The 15,589-nt window shown below is 59.3% G+C and carries 16 protein-coding genes; 12 read left to right on the top strand and 4 right to left on the bottom strand.

Features of this window, described 5'->3' with window-relative positions; genetic code table 11:
• Window positions 1-4: 4 nt before the first annotated feature.
• From BLU28_RS01605 to BLU28_RS01595, 3 genes are read right to left on the bottom strand one after another with little or no spacing between them, the layout of a single operon-like run.
• On the bottom strand, window positions 5-634 hold the full coding sequence (locus tag BLU28_RS01605; protein ID WP_004440240.1) for a 2-dehydro-3-deoxy-6-phosphogalactonate aldolase: 630 nt from the start codon (window positions 632-634) through the stop codon (window positions 5-7).
• Window positions 635-649: 15 nt separating this feature from the next.
• Window positions 650-1,564 (bottom strand): 2-dehydro-3-deoxygalactonokinase, encoded by a 915-nt coding sequence (locus BLU28_RS01600; protein WP_077986688.1) that lies wholly within the window; start codon window positions 1,562-1,564, stop codon window positions 650-652.
• Window positions 1,564-2,334, bottom strand: a complete 771-nt coding sequence (locus tag BLU28_RS01595; RefSeq protein ID WP_045532630.1) for an SDR family NAD(P)-dependent oxidoreductase — start codon at window positions 2,332-2,334, stop codon at window positions 1,564-1,566. Before BLU28_RS01595 ends, BLU28_RS01600 begins: the two co-directional genes overlap by 1 nt.
• 113 nt (window positions 2,335-2,447) lie before the next feature.
• Here BLU28_RS01595 and BLU28_RS01590 point away from each other — a divergent pair, with 113 nt between their 5' ends.
• From BLU28_RS01590 to BLU28_RS01535, 12 genes are all read left to right on the top strand, one after another.
• Window positions 2,448-3,287, top strand: coding sequence for an IclR family transcriptional regulator (locus BLU28_RS01590; protein ID WP_077986853.1), 840 nt, complete (start codon window positions 2,448-2,450; stop codon window positions 3,285-3,287).
• A 208-nt stretch (window positions 3,288-3,495) separates the two neighbouring features.
• Window positions 3,496-4,236, top strand: a complete 741-nt coding sequence (locus BLU28_RS01585; RefSeq protein ID WP_004440251.1) for a helix-turn-helix transcriptional regulator — start codon at window positions 3,496-3,498, stop codon at window positions 4,234-4,236.
• 78 nt (window positions 4,237-4,314) lie between these two features.
• Window positions 4,315-5,538 carry a CmpA/NrtA family ABC transporter substrate-binding protein gene (locus tag BLU28_RS01580; protein WP_004440252.1) on the top strand — a complete coding sequence of 408 codons (1,224 nt, stop codon included), beginning with the start codon at window positions 4,315-4,317 and terminating at the stop codon, window positions 5,536-5,538.
• A 127-nt stretch (window positions 5,539-5,665) separates the two neighbouring features.
• On the top strand, window positions 5,666-6,796 hold the full coding sequence (locus tag BLU28_RS01575; RefSeq protein ID WP_077986690.1) for an Mrp/NBP35 family ATP-binding protein: 1,131 nt from the start codon (window positions 5,666-5,668) through the stop codon (window positions 6,794-6,796).
• Window positions 6,797-7,130: 334 nt separating this feature from the next.
• Complete coding sequence (locus BLU28_RS01570; protein ID WP_168247076.1) at window positions 7,131-8,108, top strand: magnesium transporter CorA family protein; 978 nt, start codon at window positions 7,131-7,133, stop codon at window positions 8,106-8,108.
• Window positions 8,109-8,123: 15 nt separating this feature from the next.
• Entirely contained in the window at window positions 8,124-10,043 is a 1,920-nt protein-coding gene (locus tag BLU28_RS01565; RefSeq protein WP_004440255.1) for a potassium transporter Kup, read from the top strand.
• 364 nt (window positions 10,044-10,407) lie between these two features.
• Complete coding sequence (locus tag BLU28_RS01560; protein WP_035209376.1) at window positions 10,408-11,571, top strand: cell wall hydrolase; 1,164 nt, start codon at window positions 10,408-10,410, stop codon at window positions 11,569-11,571.
• A 270-nt stretch (window positions 11,572-11,841) separates the two neighbouring features.
• Window positions 11,842-12,207, top strand: a complete 366-nt coding sequence (locus tag BLU28_RS01555; RefSeq protein ID WP_022555707.1) for an AtpZ/AtpI family protein — start codon at window positions 11,842-11,844, stop codon at window positions 12,205-12,207.
• Window positions 12,208-12,268: 61 nt separating this feature from the next.
• Complete coding sequence (locus tag BLU28_RS01550) at window positions 12,269-13,018, top strand: F0F1 ATP synthase subunit A (RefSeq protein WP_004440258.1); 750 nt, start codon at window positions 12,269-12,271, stop codon at window positions 13,016-13,018.
• A gap of 72 nt (window positions 13,019-13,090) precedes the next feature.
• The gene (locus tag BLU28_RS01545) at window positions 13,091-13,318 is read left to right on the top strand and encodes a F0F1 ATP synthase subunit C (protein WP_003494147.1); all 228 of its coding nucleotides are present in this window, start codon (window positions 13,091-13,093) and stop codon (window positions 13,316-13,318) included.
• 80 nt (window positions 13,319-13,398) lie between these two features.
• Window positions 13,399-14,040: a F0F1 ATP synthase subunit B gene (locus BLU28_RS01540; RefSeq protein ID WP_004440268.1), complete on the top strand. Its 642-nt coding sequence runs from the start codon at window positions 13,399-13,401 to the stop codon at window positions 14,038-14,040.
• Between the two features lies 1 nt (window position 14,041).
• Window positions 14,042-14,527 (top strand): F0F1 ATP synthase subunit B, encoded by a 486-nt coding sequence (locus BLU28_RS01535; RefSeq protein WP_004440269.1) that lies wholly within the window; start codon window positions 14,042-14,044, stop codon window positions 14,525-14,527.
• A gap of 244 nt (window positions 14,528-14,771) precedes the next feature.
• Here the strand turns inward: BLU28_RS01535 and BLU28_RS01530 are convergent, their stop codons facing one another.
• A complete protein-coding gene (locus BLU28_RS01530; RefSeq protein WP_077986692.1) occupies window positions 14,772-15,584 on the bottom strand; it encodes an aminotransferase class IV family protein in 813 nt (270 codons plus the stop codon).
• Between the last annotated feature and the right edge of the window lie 5 nt (window positions 15,585-15,589).

The following is a 15,589-nucleotide window of genomic DNA, read 5'->3' as shown; positions in this document are numbered from 1 at the left end:
GCTCTTATCCTCCGATGGCTGCATCATAGGCCGACAGTGTGACAGTGGCGCGTTCGCGCACCTCCGCTGCGGTCATGCCGGGTTTATAGAGGCTGGTTCCGAGCCCGAACGCCATGATGCCGGCCGATGTATAGTCGGCAAAATTCTTATCCGAGACACCGCCGACCGCGGCGATGACCAGATCCTTCGGCAGGATCGTCCGGATCGCATTGATGCCGGCGGGGCCGATGATGCTGGCGGGGAAGAACTTCAGCCCGGTCGCACCGGCTTTTGCGGCCACCAGCGCTTCGGTGGGGGTGAGAACGCCCGGCATTGTCACCATGCCTTTTTCACGTGCAGCTGTAATGACCTCCGCATCGGCATTGGGGCTAACCATCAGCCTGCCGCCTGCCGCGTCCAGCGATGCGACGTCTTCCACGCTCAGCACGGTCCCGGCGCCGATCAGGCAATCGGCGGGCGCCATCTTTGCCGCGATCTCGATGGAGCGGAACGGATCGGGGGAGTTCAGCGGAATTTCGATGGCGCGGAAGCCGGTTTCGATCAGCGCGCCGACAACGCCTTCTGTCTCCTCGGGTTTCAGGCCGCGCAGGATGGCAATCAGCGGATATTTGATGGAAGGAAAGGGAATACGCATGGTCGATCTTTCTTCTTATGGCCAGATGGCTGTTGCAGCGGCCAGCAATCCGCGCCGCACGGCTTCGTCTGCGTCGATGACCGTATAGTGGATATCGAGGGCGGTGAAGGCGCCTTCGTAAAGCGCGCCAAGCGCGCCGGAGCCGATCAGCACCACCGGTGTCTCCCGCCGCGCCGTCGAATGCGCGCCGGCGATCTCCAGCCCGATCATGATGCCGGAAAGCCTAGCCTTGGCATCCGTGGCGGCGAGGCCATGCAGCAATTGACCGGAGCGCATTGTGAACAGCCGGTTGCTGGCGAGCTGCGGATTGGCGTAAATGTCGAGCACGGCCGCTCTGAAGTCCTCGTGTTGGCCGGTGAAAGGCTCCGCCTCGGCCACCGCATGGGACAGGATCGTCTGCTTGGAAATGACCTCGAACAGTTCGCCGGTCATGAAGGTGGCAAAGCCGTTGACGTCGCCATCACGAACGGTCACCCATTTGGAATGCGTGCCGGGCATGCAGACAAGTTTCTCGCCGGTGTCCGAGGAGGCAAGAGCGCCGAGCAATTGCGTTTCCTCGCCACGCATCACGTCGGGCGCGTTTTTATCCCGCTGCGCCAGCCCCGGCAGAATGCGCACATCGCGCGCCTGACCCGGCACGCGAACCGCGCCATCCAGCACGGACGACAGCGATGCCGGCACGTCGATGTAACCCGCTTCGACCCAACCCTGCCGCGCGCCTGCCATACCACAGACGAGAACCGGCAAATCTTCAGGCGCGCCGATGGCGTCGAGATGCGCTTGCAGAACCTCGGCAAAACCGGTCCGCATGGCCGTGGTCATGCCTTCCGAACTTCTGCGCTCCGCCAGCACAGCACCCGAGCGGCTCATGAGCCAGAGCCGGAAACTGGTCGTACCCCAGTCAACGGCGATAAAAGCGGGTTCAGACATTATAGAAGGCCTCCGTCTACGATTATGGATTGCGCCGTGATGGCGCTTGATGCCGAGGATGCGAGAAACAGGCATGGTCCAGACAAATCGGCAGCGACGAGCATGCGCTTCAAGCATTGTCGCGCCGTGGTCGTCGCAATGCCCTCATCCGTCAGCCACAGTTCCTTCTGCCGCTCGGTCACGATCATGCCCGGCAGCAGCGTGTTGACGCGGATATTTTCTGGCCCCAGCCGGCCGGCAAGGCTTTTTGTCAACCCGATGATACCTGCCTTCGCCGCCGCATAGGAGGGAAGTTCGCCCATGTTGAGCAGAAACGAGATGGACGAGAAATTGATGATGGAGGCGTCTTTCGCGAGCCGGAGGTAGGGAAGCGCGGCCTGAACGGTAAAAAACATCTGCTTGAGATTGACCGCCTGATTGGCATCCCAATAGGCTTCTGTCACCGCATCTATGTCATGACGGTCGTCCCAGGCGGCGTTGTTGACCAGAACCTTGATACCGCCTATCGCCGCGGCCGCCTCAGTGACGGTCACGGCTATGGCCGCCACGTCGCGCAGGTCGGCCCTGAAGAAATGGACCGGGTGGGGCGACACCCCGGAAAGCCGCCGGACCAGCGCTTCGCTCGGCTCTTCGGCGATATCGATGAACGCTACCTTTGCGCCCTGCATGGCAAAGGCTTCCACGAGCGAAGCCCCGATGCCGGAACCGCCGCCGGTGATCAGCACGCCCGCATCCTTGAGGTCCGGAAATTGGGCTGTCGTCATCGGCATAATCTCATCCGTCAGGGGCTTGATTGTTCCATTATTTGGAACTAGATTTTAATAAATGGAATTATTCCCTTGGCGCAAGCCTCATGTCAAGGTGAATGACAATGGATGTTGCCATGCCTGATACCAAAATACCCAATGGGAGGATGCGCAGCGCAGTTCCAGCCGCGCGGCAAAAAACCGATAGCGACACCGGTACACTTGGTAAGGCCATCTCGCTCCTAGAACTGATCGCCCTTTCTGAAAGGCAGATGCGTTTCACCGATGTGGTGGAAGCGTGCGGGCAGCCGCGAGGCACCGTCCATCGCCAGCTCGCACATCTGCTTGCCGAAGGCCTGATAGAGCAGGCCCCCGACCAGACCTACGTTGTTGGCCTGAGGCTGTTGCAGTTTGCAGCCAGGGCCTGGAGTGGCAACGATCTGCGCAGCATAGCCGCCCCACACCTGGCGGCGCTGCAGGAGGCAACGCAGGAATCGGTGCATCTCGCGGTTCTGATCGGCCGCGAAGTGACCTATCTGGACAAGATTGAGGGCAAGCACAGCTTGCGCATGCATTCGCAGGTTGGAAAGACCTCGCCAGCCTATTGCACAGGCGTGGGTAAGGCCGCGCTGTCGCTGCTACCCGCCGGCGATCTCGAAGATCTCGCGGCCGGGCTGGATTTTAAGCGCTTCACGGACAACACCATCACCACACCGCAGGCCCTGATGGAGGATGTTTCGGCCATTCGCACCCTCGGTTACGGTTTCGATCTTCAGGAGCACGAGATCGGCATTCATTGCGTTGCGGCGCCGTTACCGGCCCCGGGACGCAGTTTCCGCGCGGCGATTTCAGTGACCGGCCCAGCCTACAGGGTGGATGTGGAACAGCTCCGCGCCTGGGCGCCGCTGGTGCGTGCAACCGCCGATAAAATTTCGGCAGAACTTGTCTATCGCTTATCGCCGGTTGCGGATGATTGACGAAAAGGCGATGCCGCTTATGGGGATGCCCGCCCGCGAAAAAGAGGAGACATGACCGGCTTACGCGAGATAACGCTAATTTTCGAATATTCTGATCTAATTTTCAACTTTTGTTTGCATGAATCGATTTGCTGAGTAACATCCTCAAAATTCCGGGCAGAGGCGGGCCTTTGCGGCGGCATTTCCTCATGCTCGAAGAACAGCTTTCATGCAGAAAACAGAAACGGCCAGCGTTCAGTCGATTGGTGTTGATTGCGTTCGCGAGATCGCCAATCTTAATACGCAGTTCGATATATTCCGCTTCCTGAAGCGGCTGACGGAAGCGTGGGAATTCAGGGCCTTCATGGTACTCGACCTCACTACAGAGGTCTCAAGCGAATTGTCGCATTATACCGTCATCACCAGCTGGCCGGCCGAACTGTTGCAACGCTATGATGAAGAAGGCGAGTTGCAGAACAGCCGCGTCATGGCGCGGCTAAGAAAATCCACTGTACCCTTTTCCGTGTCGCTGGATTTCCTGGTCGAAGGCGAGGGGCATGTCCTGAAGAAAAACGTGGTCGCGCTTTTCGAACGGTTCGAGATGATAAATTCCGTCTGGTTCCCGGTGCATGATGTCACCCTCAGGCGCGGCGCCGTATCCTTTTCCGGCAACAAGACGGCCCTGCCGGAAGCCCGACTTGCGGAGCTTTTTTACATTTCCAGCCACGTCTTTGCCCGGCTGTCCGAAATCCGCCGTCTCGATCTCCGCGTGCCGGAAACATTGAGCGAACGGGAGATCGACTGCCTGAACTGGACGGCAGCCGGCAAGACCAGTGCTGAAATCGCCGAGATCATGATGTTGTCGGAGCATACCATCAATCACTACCTGAACCGCGCGACGAAAAAACTCGATACGGTCAACCGCACCCAGGCGGTCGCCAAGGCCCTGCGCGTCGGACTGATTAAATAGCGAAACTCGCAATTTTATCATTGTGATAAAGCCCTTCCTGGGCGATCCTCTTTTCGAATCACCGGAAAGGAGAAATCGTTGCCGGAGCGGCATAGTGTAAAAGCGGGATTTTCTCCGACTGTCGATTGCGCCGTGCTGATAGTCGCTGCCGAAAAAGGCTTTGCCGCCGATGAAGGCATAGAACTGGAACTGGTCCGAAAGCAGTCCGCACGTGGTGTTCTTTCGGTGCTCGGCGAGGACGGCGTTCAGATCGCGCATTTGCCCGCTCCCGTTCCCGTGGGGTCGGCCGTTGGTCTCCATGATATGCCGGCCAATATCATCGGCGTTTTCACGCTTTCCCTCGGCGGCTCCGCGACCACCGTTTCCCCTGGGTTTTATGATGAACTTTACCGTGAGGGACTGAAGCTGCCGGACCCGGCGGCTTTCGGCCGTGCGATGGCCCGCGTCTGCGCCGCACGCCGGGCCGCGGGTGAAAATCCGCCCGTCTTCGCGGTTGAGGATATCGCCTCGACGTCCTTTTATGCCCTGCGTTATCTGCTCGGAAGCTGCGGTGTGCTGCTTGGCCGTGACATGGAAATCGTCGAAGCGCTGCCGAAGGCGATGCCCGGGCTTCTGGAAAGCGGCGACGTCGATGCGCTCTGTTCCGCTGAACCCGCGGGCAGCGCAGCGGTGCTGGGTGGCGCCGGGCGTATCGTGACGACGGGCGCGCTCATCTGGCACAATGCCCCGGAAAAAATACTTGCCGTGAAGCGAGATTGGGCTGATGCGAATGCCAGCCTGTTGGAGGGGCTGCTACGCGCGCTTTATCGCGCGGGCGAGTGGTGCGCCAACCCCGCCAATATCGAGGAACTTGCCGGTATTCTGGCCGCCCCCCATTATATGAACGTCAGTGGCGAATTCCTGCTTCCGGCCCTGACGGGCTATATTTCGACTTCGCAGAAGGACATGCAGCGTTTTCAGGAATTTTTCGTCACCAGCGCGAAAGCGGCGAATTTTCCATGGCAAAGCCAGGCTCTTTGGTTCTTCAGCCAGATGTTGCGCTGGGGGGAAATACCCGCCGGTTGCCGTTTCGATGCCGCGGTGGTGGAAGCCGCACGCAATGCGTATAGGCCGGATATTTTTCGCAAGGCGATGAAACCACTTTTCGTGCCGGTGCCGGGCGCCAATCTGAAACTGGAAGGCACGCTGAGGGAACCTGTTCATGTCGGCGCATCGCGGACCGGCCTCGTTCTGGGACCCGACTGTTTCTTCGACGGGCGCGTCTTCGATCCGGAGACGCTCGATATGGATGACGAGATTTGAAATCGCAGCGCTAAATCGTCGCGAATGGTTCCTGTTTGCGCTTTGGCATTGGCGAACCGCTTCCGCTTGTCTATGGATGGCGCAAATTGTTTCCCGATCAGGCCGGACGATGTAACGGAGTAAGACAATGGCAGAGGTCAGCAAGAACCAGGTGGAAAAGGCTCTGGACGCCGTCATCTATCCCGGCAGCGGCAGAAGCATCGTTTCCCTCGGCATGGTCTCGGAAATCTTCATCGCAGATGGAAAGGCCTATTTCTCGATCACCGTCCCGGCCGACAGGGCGGCCGAGATGGAGCCGTTGCGCCTGTCCGCCGAACGGGCGGCGAAGGGCGTTCCGGGCATCGCCGGCGCGGTCGTGGCGCTGACTGCCGATCGCAAGCCCGGCCAACAGCAGCCGGCGCCGGCGCGTCCCGCCGCGGCAGCCGGCCGGCCGACGCAGCAGCCGGGCTCGTCCAAGGTGGGCGTCCCCGGCGTCCGTGCCATCATCGCCGTCGCATCGGGCAAGGGCGGGGTCGGCAAATCGACGACATCAGTCAATCTTGCGCTCGGCCTTCAGGCGCTTGGCCTGAAGGTCGGCATGCTGGATGCGGACATTTACGGGCCTTCGCTGCCGCGGCTCCTCAAGATTTCCGGTCGTCCGAAACAGCAGGAAGACCGCATCATACTTCCCATGGAGAATTATGGGCTGAAGGTCATGTCCATGGGGTTTCTGGTGGATGAGGAGGCCGCGATGATCTGGCGCGGGCCAATGGTGCAGTCCGCCCTGATGCAGATGCTGCGTGAAGTCGCCTGGGGCGAGCTCGACGTGCTGGTGCTGGATATGCCGCCCGGCACGGGTGATGCGCAGCTGACCATCGCCCAGCAGGTGCCGCTTGCCGGCGCGGTCATCGTTTCCACTCCGCAGGACCTCGCGCTGCTCGACGCGCGCAAGGGCATCACCATGTTCCGCAAGGTGGAGGTGCCATTGCTCGGCGTCATCGAGAACATGAGTTACTTCATCGCGCCTGATACCGGCGCCCGCTACGATATTTTCGGCCACGGCGGCGCGAAGGCGGAAGCCGAAAGGATCGGTGTGCCGTTCCTCGGCGAGGTGCCGCTCACCATCGCCATCCGCGAAATGTCGGACGCCGGAACGCCTGTCGTCGTTGCCGACCCGGATGGTCCACAGGCTGCGATCTACCGCGAGATAGCGAAAAAAGTCTGGGAGCGTATTGGCGCCGGTGAAAGAAAAGCGGCTCCAAAGATCGTTTTCGAATAAGCTACGGACGGCCGGCAAAACCGCAAAGCGCACCTGCGCTGTGAATAGTCCTGTAAAAACAGAAGATTGATGGCCAGTAGCGGTGCGGTTTCTGGCCATGAAGTCCAGAAGTGCTTCGTCTGCAAAGCTGTCGCGAAAAAATATTGCTTGATTGCATCTCGCTTTGGGCGCATACGCCTGCGCCGTTTGGCTCTTGGTCCATCGGGCTGGCGCGATATGACGTTGCGCCTGTTTCGGTGGTCCCTGAAGTGTCGTCCAAAGGTTTGCCGACAGCAAACAGGATATGTTAAGCAGCATTGCGGCTAAGGCCTGCAATGTGGAGCGGAGAAACGGATTGATAAAAGCCTATCGCGCCAATTGCGAGGCGATCAGCCTGTCGTCAGACGACGGCTCCGTACAGATTCCTGATGACATCGTCTGGATCGATCTCGTCAACCCGGACAGGGCGGAAGAGCAGCATGTGGAAAAGCTGCTGCAGCTCGATCTGCCGACGCGTGAGGATTTGAAGGATATCGAGCCCTCAAGCCGTCTCTACATGGAAGACGGCAATGTTTTCATGACCGCATCGCTGGTGTGGAAGGCGGATTCGGACGACCCCCGCCTCACAGATGTCGCCTTCATCCTCGCCGGCACGCGCCTCGTAACGATCCGTTATGCTGAGCCGAAATCATTCCACCTTTTCATTGCCGCCATCACCCGCGCGCCGCACGAGATGCGCAGCGGCACGGCGCTGCTTTTGAAACTGCTCGAGACAATCGTCGATCGCACGGCCGAAATTCTCGAGAACTCGGTCGCCGGCATCGACAATCTCGCGGCAGACATTCTCGGCAGCCAGGCCCGTTCCAAGCGCAAGGCGCCGCGTTATCTCGAAGACCGCCTGACCAACATCGCTGCCTATCATCGGCTGATTTCGAAGGTCCGCGTCAGTCTTGCATCGCTGGCGCGGCTGCAGACCTTCCTGTCCACCAGCGGCCAGGTTCGGGAAGACAAGGGCGCGAGGGAACAGGGCAAGTCGATTTCCCGTGACATACAGTCACTGACGGAGCACGCATCCTTCGTTTCCGGCAATCTTACGTTCCTGCTGGATGCCTCGCTCGGCATCATCAACATCGAGCAGAACAGCATCATCAAGATATTCTCCATCGCTTCGGTGGTTTTTCTGCCGCCCACGCTGGTGGCTTCGGTTTACGGAATGAACTTTCAGCTCATGCCGGAGTTGAACTGGACATTTGGTTATCCACTTGCGCTGATCGTCATGGTGATGTCCGCAATCGTCCCGTTTCTCTTTTTTCGTTGGAAGGGCTGGCTCTGAGGAGCCAGGATCATCATGTCCCAGATCGCTGACAAGGATGTTGCCGAGAAGCCGGATGCGGATGACGCTCACAAGAACAAGGGGCTTTACGCCGCTATCCTTGGTTCGATTGGCGTCGTTTACGGCGATATCGGCACCAGCCCGCTCTACGCCTTTCGCGAAGCCCTGCGGCCCATCGCCTATGACGGGGTGACGCAGGAAGAGGTCATCGGCCTCACATCGCTGATGATCTGGTCTCTGACGATCATCGTCACCTTCAAATACATCACGCTTTTGCTGCGCGCCGACAATGACGGCGAGGGCGGCACGCTGTCGCTGCTGGCGCTGCTGATGAAGACGGCCGGCACCCATCGCAGCGTTCTTATCGTGCTTGGCCTGATTGGCGCGGCGCTGTTTCTCGGCGATGCCATGATCACCCCGGCACTTTCAGTGCTTTCGGCGGTGGAAGGCCTGAAGCTCGTCACCCCGGAGATGGACGCCTTCATCATTCCGATCTCTGTCGGTATCCTGATTGGCCTCTTCGCCATCCAGTCCCACGGCACCGGCACGGTGGCAAAATTTTTCGGACCGATCACCGCGGTCTGGTTCATCGTCATGGGCCTTGCAGGCCTCATTCATATCGCTGACGACTTCAGCATCCTCTTTGCCTTCAACCCGTGGCACGCGGTCGAGTTTCTGGCGAATGAAGGTTTTTATGGTATTGTCGTACTCGGCGCGGTGTTCCTGACGATCACGGGCGCAGAAGCGCTTTATGCAGACCTCGGCCATTTCGGCCGCCGCCCCATCCAGTGGGCGTGGTTCTGTCTGGTATTCCCGGCGCTGACGCTGAACTATCTGGGGCAGGGCGCGCTGGTGCTGAAAGACCCGGCGGCCATGTCCAATCCCTTCTATCTGATGTTCCCGCAATGGGCGATCCTGCCCGCCGTCATTCTGGCGACCGCCGCGACAATCATTGCCAGCCAGGCCGTTATAACGGGCGCCTTCTCACTGGTTCGCCAGGCGATTCACCTCGGCTACCTGCCGCGCATGGAAATTCTCTTCACCTCGGAAACCAATACCGGGCAGATTTATCTTCCCGCGGTCAACACCATCCTGCTTTTCGGTGTCGTTGCCCTGGTGCTCACCTTCAAGAGCTCGGATGCGCTGGCCACCGCCTATGGTATTTCGGTCACCGGTGCGATGGTCGTCACCAGCCTGATGTTCTTCGAGTTCGTGCGCAAACGCTGGCAATGGTCGATCTGGCTTGCCCTTGCGGTGCTGACCCCGCTTCTGGTGCTGGAACTGATCTTCCTCGGCGCAAACCTTCTGAAAATTCACGATGGCGGTTACGTGCCGGTGCTGCTGGCGATTGCCTTCACGGTCATCATGACGACTTGGCAGCGCGGTTCGAGAATCCTGTTCGCCAAGACGCGCCGCATCGATGTGCCGCTGAAGGCCTTCATCGCCTCGGTGGAAAAGGAAAGCGCCCATGCGCCGGTGCGCGTACCGGGTACGGCGATTTTCCTCACCGGCGATCCGGAAACGGCGCCGGCGGCTTTGCTGCATAATCTGAAGCATAACCACGTCCTTCACGACAAGAACGTCATCCTGACGATCCGCACCGAGGATCAGCCGCGCGTTCATCCGGCAGATCGTTATACGTTGACGAAGATGAGCGACCGTTTCGCCGTGGTCGAGCTGCATTTCGGCTTCATGGAAACCCAGAATGTTACCCAGGCGCTGGGCTATCTGCGCCGCACGGGCTACAAGTTCGACATCATGTCGACCTCCTTCTATCTCGGTCGCCGCAAGCTGGTTCCAGATCCGAAATCGGGCATGCCGGGCTGGCAGAACCGTCTGTTCATCGCGCTCGCCGAAACCGCGGCCGATCCCTCCGACTATTTCCGCCTGCCTGCCAATCGGGTGGTGGAACTCGGTTCGCACGTCGTGGTGTGACGAAGTGGCATGCCCTCAATGTAGCTGGGCGATCTCGTTCTCTCTGTCATACCGGCCTTGAGCCGGTATCCAGCCAGCCCAAGTCCTTGGGGTGAAAGGGTCTTTACGCCGCGCCGACGCGCGACGGCTGGTTCCGGCTCGAGGCCGGAATGACGGATGAGGAGATGCCCTGCGGCGCAGTTCTGATCGGCACATGCGAACTCGACTCCACGCTACACTCATTAGCATTCCCTCACACATTAACGTGAAGACACCTTCCTGCGCGGCGTTAACCAACCATCAAGGTTAATAAGAGATTCTCGAACACCTGTAGAAAATTCGGTTGTCGGTGTTCGGAGTGCTGGTTTTGCGTTCGAAAAGAGTAATGCGTCGTCGGTCCCCCGTGTCCTTTCAGGGATGGGCGTCCAAATGGACGTCACCCGTCGTCTTCGGCCTGGCCGCCTGGCTTGTCTTTCCCTCCCTCGCTGCGCGTGCCGATCTCGCCTCGCTTCTGGCGGGCCTCGACAAGGGCGGCGAACAATGGCGCATGGTGCTGACTGCCTCCCCGGCGGGCTCGACGCATAACGCCTCCCTGACATTCAACGATGCGGAAGGGGACGAGGCGCTGCATGGCGGCGGCATGACCCTGCCCAATGGCAGCAAGGTCGCGTTCGTCACCAACAAGAAGGGCGAGGCAACGACGCCGGACAGCGAGCGGGTGAACCGCGCCGCCAAGAAAGGCCGCATCGTCGCCACCGAAATCATGCAGCCGCCGAAGGCCTTCACCGCCGGTTCGGTGCTGCAGCGCACCTCGATGCTGGATATCGAGCCGCTGAAGCGCAAGGATCGCACCGCCTTCGTCAAGCCGAAGCGCGGCAAGGATGTCGAACTCGCCTCTTTCTATTTCCGCCGCGAGGAAAAGAAGGCGGACAAGAGCGTCTCGCCGATGCTGGCGGAACTCGTCACCAACCGCACGCCGGACATCCTGGCGACGGCCTATGCGCCCGCCGAACCGGATTTTGCCCGGGAGTCTCCCTTCGACGCCATCCTGAAGAAGCCCGAGGCCGGCCGCTTCGTGCCGCAGATCAACCCAGATGACCACGCCTGGGCCGCAACGCCGCTGCCGGCAGCCGTGTTTTCTCCGGCCGAACAGCAGTGCCTTGCATCGGGCATCTATTTCGAGGCGCGCGGTGAGTCCGTTAAAGGTCAGGCGGCGGTGGCGCAGGTCATCCTCAACCGCGTGCGCAATCCGGCCTATCCGAAAACCATCTGCGGCGTTGTCTACCAGAACAAGGACTGGCGCAATCGCTGCCAGTTCTCCTTCGCCTGCGATAATATCAAGGACCGGGTGAATTCCGAACGCCACTGGAAGATGGCGCGCGAAGTGGCCATGGCGACTACGGCCGGCAAGATCTGGCTGAAGGAAGTTGGCTCTGCCACCCACTATCACGCCGTTTACGTGCGTCCCGCCTGGGGCAAGTCGATGAAGAAGGTCGGCAGAATCGGCCTCCACGTCTTTTACCGTACCTATGGTGGCGGCTGGAGCTGATACCACCGCCAATTTGTCGCATTTTGCGTGTCAAAAATGCCGATTCCCCGGCGAAACATCGCCCCCAAACCGTGGTTTCTAGTCAAGGCATTGTTTTTGCATGATTAATTTGTGCCTAAACAACCGCTCGCAGTGCCTTGACTAGAGAAGCCCCTAAAACTATGTTGCGCGCGACTTCAGAGCGGGCTGGAACAGGCTTAATCCGTCACCGTTTACAACTCCAAAGGGTTCTGGCATGGCTGGAACGGAGAAAATGGGTGGGATTTTAAGATGACTGGCAACCGTGACGATAGTCTGGACGAGCGCCGCAAACGCCTTGCTGACGAGTTGGCAAAGGTGAAGGCGGAGGATGAGGCGGAAGTGAGGGCGGAGACCAACGCTGCGGAGAGCCGAAAAGGCTTTGCGATGGCGGTTAAGCTCTCATCGGAGTTCATTTCGGCCATCGTGGTCGGCGCTATGCTGGGTTATCTTCTGGACTATTTTGCCGGCACGACGCCGTGGGGGATGATCGTTCTTCTTCTTCTCGGTTTCTGCGCAGGCGTATTGAATGTGTTGCGTTCGACGGGCGCGGTGGCCAAGCCGCCGCTGCTTGAGAAGGCGGACAGACGAGACGAGGGTGGAAAACGCGGCCTTTGAGGCTGTTTTTCCTTACAGTTGAGATGCCGCGACAGGCGGCGACAGGTAAAGAGGGCAGCCGGTGGCAAACGATCCGACCCATCAGTTCTTGGTGCAGCCGATCATTCCGATCGAAATTGGCGGCGTCGATTTTTCCTTCACCAATGCGTCGCTCTTCATGGTCGCGACCGTGGCTGCTGCTTCGGGTTTCCTTTATTTCGCAACGTCGAACCGCGGTCTGATCCCCACCCGCATGCAGTCCGTTGCCGAAATGTCCTATGAGTTCATCGCCTCCATGCTGCGCGAAGGCGCCGGCAAGAAGGGCATGGTGTTCTTCCCCTTCGTTTTCTCGCTGTTCATGTTCGTGCTGACGGCAAACCTGCTCGGCATGTTCCCGTATTTCTTCACGGTCACCAGCCAGATCATTGTCACCTTCGCGCTCGCCTGCCTCGTCATCGGCACGGTCGTGGTTTACGGTTTTTATAAGCACGGTCTGCATTTCTTCGGCATTTTCGCCCCCTCCGGCGTGCCCAAGGCGCTTCTGCCGCTTGTGGCGTCGATTGAAATGATCTCCTTCCTGTCGCGCCCGATCAGCCTTTCCGTTCGTCTTTTCGCGAACATGCTGGCCGGCCACATCACGCTCAAGGTTTTCGCAGGCTTCGTCGCCTCCATGAGCGCGCTTGGCGCGCTCGGGGTCGGCGGTGCAGTCCTGCCTCTCATCATGACGGTCGCCATGACCGCTCTCGAATTTCTCGTTGCCTTCCTGCAGGCTTACGTCTTCGCGGTACTGACTTGCATGTACCTGAACGACGCCGTGCATGGTGGTCACTGAGAAGTAAAGTCGCTGGCCCCGGCAACGGGCGTCAAAAACAGCCGCAACAACCAATATCTCAAGGAGTCTCACATGGAAGCGGAAGCAGCAAAGTACATCGGCGCAGGTCTCGCATGCCTCGGCATGGCTGGTACGTCCCTCGCACTCGGCCGTATCTTCGGTGATTACCTGTCCGGCGCACTGCGCAACCCCTCTGCTGCCGACAGCCAGTTCGGCCGTCTGGTATTCGGCTTCGCCGTTACGGAAGCTCTGGGCATCTTCTCGCTGCTCGTTGCTCTCCTTCTCCTGTTCGCTGTCTAATATCGGCATCAGGTCTGGATCACGGCCCGCAACATAGCGTGCCGTGATCCTTCGCATTTGCAGTCCCCCTGGAGGTGAGCATGTTCGTGACCGAGGCTTATGCCCAGTCAGCACCGACCGTAGGTGAAACGCATACGGAAACTCCGGCCGTTGGCCAGCCGCAACCGGAAGCCACGCACACGGAAACCGGTGTAGCGCATGGCGCCGAGCACGGTTCTTCCGGCGTTTTCCCGCCGTTCGACCAGTCTACTTATGCATCGCAGGTCCTGTGGCTGGCGATTACGTTTGGCCTTTTCTACCTGCTCATGCAGAAGGTCATCGTTCCGCGCGTCGGCGGCATTCTGGAAAACCGTCATGGACGCATCGCACAGGATCTCGACGAAGCGGCACGGCTGAAAGCTGAAGCTGACGCTGCCGTCGAAACCTATGAAAAAGAACTCGCGGCAGCCCGCGCCAAGGCAAGCTCGATCGGCGCCGCGGCCCGTGACGCCGCCAAGGCGAAGGCCGATGCCGATCGCGCCGCTATTGAAGCCGGTCTCGCCGAAAAGCTTGCCGCTGCCGAAAAGCGCATTGCCGGCATCAAGGATCAGGCTTTCGCCGATGTCGGCGCCATCGCCGAGGAAACCGCGACCGCAATCGTCGACCAGCTGGTTGGCGCAAAGGTCAAGGACACGGACGTGAAGGCAGCGATTGCCGCCGCTTCGAACGTGAAGGGAGCCTGATATGGCATTTGATGCATCATTTTTTGCTCTCGTCGGTCTCGTTCTCTTCTTCGTCCTGATCGCTTACCTCAAGGTGCCGGGCATGCTCTCCAAGTCTCTGGACGAGCGCGCGCAGAACATTCAGGACGAACTGGCCGAAGCCAAGCGCCTGCGTGAAGAGGCCCAGCACCTGCTGGCCGAATATCAGCGCAAGCGCAAGGAAGCCGAAGCCGAAGCCGCCGGCATCGTTGCCGCCGCTGAACGCGAAGCCGCCGCATTGACGGAAGAGGCCAAGCAGAAGACGGAAGAATTCGTCGCCCGCCGCACGGCCCTTTCGGAACAGAAGATCAAGCAGGCCGAAGAAGACGCCATCGGCGCCGTCCGCGCCGCCGCCGTCGACATCGCCATTGCCGCTTCCGAGAAGCTGCTGGCCGAAAAGACGACGGCCGCCGCAAAGGCCAAGCTTTTCACCGCCACGATCGGCGAAGTGAAGTCGAAACTGAACTGAGATTTATCTCGGACTGATTAGAACCCCTCCAGCGCGAGCTGTGAGGGGTTTTTTGTTGTCAAAGCCAGTCTGAAAGGAAGGTACGGTAGGGGCGGGCAGGGCGCTAATGCCAGTGATGTACTCGACCGCGTCGTGCTTGTTTTGAAATGCAACCGCGCATGCCGCGCATATTTAAGCCTTCCAAGCCCCGTCGAAGCCATTTTTCGCGGCGCGGACCGCATCGAAAGCGGCACCCCCGCATAGATCAGATTTTGATGAACGGTTCCCGCTCGTATGCCTTCCGGAGAATGTCGGTGAAGGTCGACGACACCGGTATTGGCGTAGTATTGAGCGCACTGACCCCCACACCGGGTGTCCATGAATTCATCACCGCCGCACCCTGCATCTCCGCGACACGGTCAGGGCTGATCGGCTCCTCCCTTTGGAAAATCCCGAGTGCTTCAAGCTGGCGGCGAATGATTCTCCTTGTGACGCCGGGCAAAAGCACTGCTTCAGGCCAGATCACGGCTTTGCCATCCCAGAACGCTATGTTCCAAATCGTGGCTTCACTAATGCGTCCATGCCTATCGATGAAAACCGCGTCGTCATAACCCTTTTTGACAGCCTGCCGAAGATAATGGGTTTTTGATGCTTCGCCGACATGTTTGATCGTCGGGAAGGGTCTTTCATGCTGAACGCTATACAGACGTAGAGGTCCGGCGGGGCCTTCAAATGGTGGTGCTGTGCGTATCAAAATGGCAGGGTCGTCTGCGGCGCCCATCGAGGTAAATTCGCCGCTGCGTGAGAACATTGTGACGGTCAGCGAAAGGGCTGAAGGAGCCCCCTTGATGGCGTGACGAATATGTTCTCGCACCAGATTGTCGGGAAGGGCCTGCCCAAAAAATTCGATTGAAGCCGATCTTAGTCGCTCCAGATGAAACTCCAAGCCGCGTACTGCCCCTTCGCGCACTTGCATTGCCGTGAAATGTGCGAAGCCAGCAAATGCGAGTGGGGAAAGCTCTTCTGCCGTCGCTGTGCGGCCATTGATCTCGGTCCGAAACCTCAATTTCTGATTCATTTCTA

It is taken from the genome of Agrobacterium pusense, assembly GCF_900102105.1.
In the GTDB taxonomy this organism is placed as follows: domain Bacteria; phylum Pseudomonadota; class Alphaproteobacteria; order Rhizobiales; family Rhizobiaceae; genus Agrobacterium; species Agrobacterium pusense.
This window is presented reverse-complemented; position numbering and strand designations above follow the sequence as displayed.

What these genes read in the sequence shown, in the direction of transcription:
- BLU28_RS01545 (WP_003494147.1), top strand. Translation starts at nt 13,091, where the DNA reads ATGGAAGCGGAAGCAGCAAAGTACATCGGCGCAGGTCTCGCATGCCTC.
- BLU28_RS01560 (WP_035209376.1), top strand. Translation starts at nt 10,408, where the DNA reads ATGCGTCGTCGGTCCCCCGTGTCCTTTCAGGGATGGGCGTCCAAATGG.
- BLU28_RS01600 (WP_077986688.1), bottom strand. Translation starts at nt 1,564, where the DNA reads ATGTCTGAACCCGCTTTTATCGCCGTTGACTGGGGTACGACCAGTTTC.
- BLU28_RS01555 (WP_022555707.1), top strand. Translation starts at nt 11,842, where the DNA reads ATGACTGGCAACCGTGACGATAGTCTGGACGAGCGCCGCAAACGCCTT.
- BLU28_RS01595 (WP_045532630.1), bottom strand. Translation starts at nt 2,334, where the DNA reads ATGCCGATGACGACAGCCCAATTTCCGGACCTCAAGGATGCGGGCGTG.
- BLU28_RS01605 (WP_004440240.1), bottom strand. Translation starts at nt 634, where the DNA reads ATGCGTATTCCCTTTCCTTCCATCAAATATCCGCTGATTGCCATCCTG.
- BLU28_RS01565 (WP_004440255.1), top strand. Translation starts at nt 8,124, where the DNA reads ATGTCCCAGATCGCTGACAAGGATGTTGCCGAGAAGCCGGATGCGGAT.
- BLU28_RS01575 (WP_077986690.1), top strand. Translation starts at nt 5,666, where the DNA reads ATGGCAGAGGTCAGCAAGAACCAGGTGGAAAAGGCTCTGGACGCCGTC.
- BLU28_RS01585 (WP_004440251.1), top strand. Translation starts at nt 3,496, where the DNA reads ATGCAGAAAACAGAAACGGCCAGCGTTCAGTCGATTGGTGTTGATTGC.
- BLU28_RS01535 (WP_004440269.1), top strand. Translation starts at nt 14,042, where the DNA reads ATGGCATTTGATGCATCATTTTTTGCTCTCGTCGGTCTCGTTCTCTTC.
- BLU28_RS01540 (WP_004440268.1), top strand. Translation starts at nt 13,399, where the DNA reads ATGTTCGTGACCGAGGCTTATGCCCAGTCAGCACCGACCGTAGGTGAA.
- BLU28_RS01530 (WP_077986692.1), bottom strand. Translation starts at nt 15,584, where the DNA reads ATGAATCAGAAATTGAGGTTTCGGACCGAGATCAATGGCCGCACAGCG.
- BLU28_RS01590 (WP_077986853.1), top strand. Translation starts at nt 2,448, where the DNA reads ATGCCTGATACCAAAATACCCAATGGGAGGATGCGCAGCGCAGTTCCA.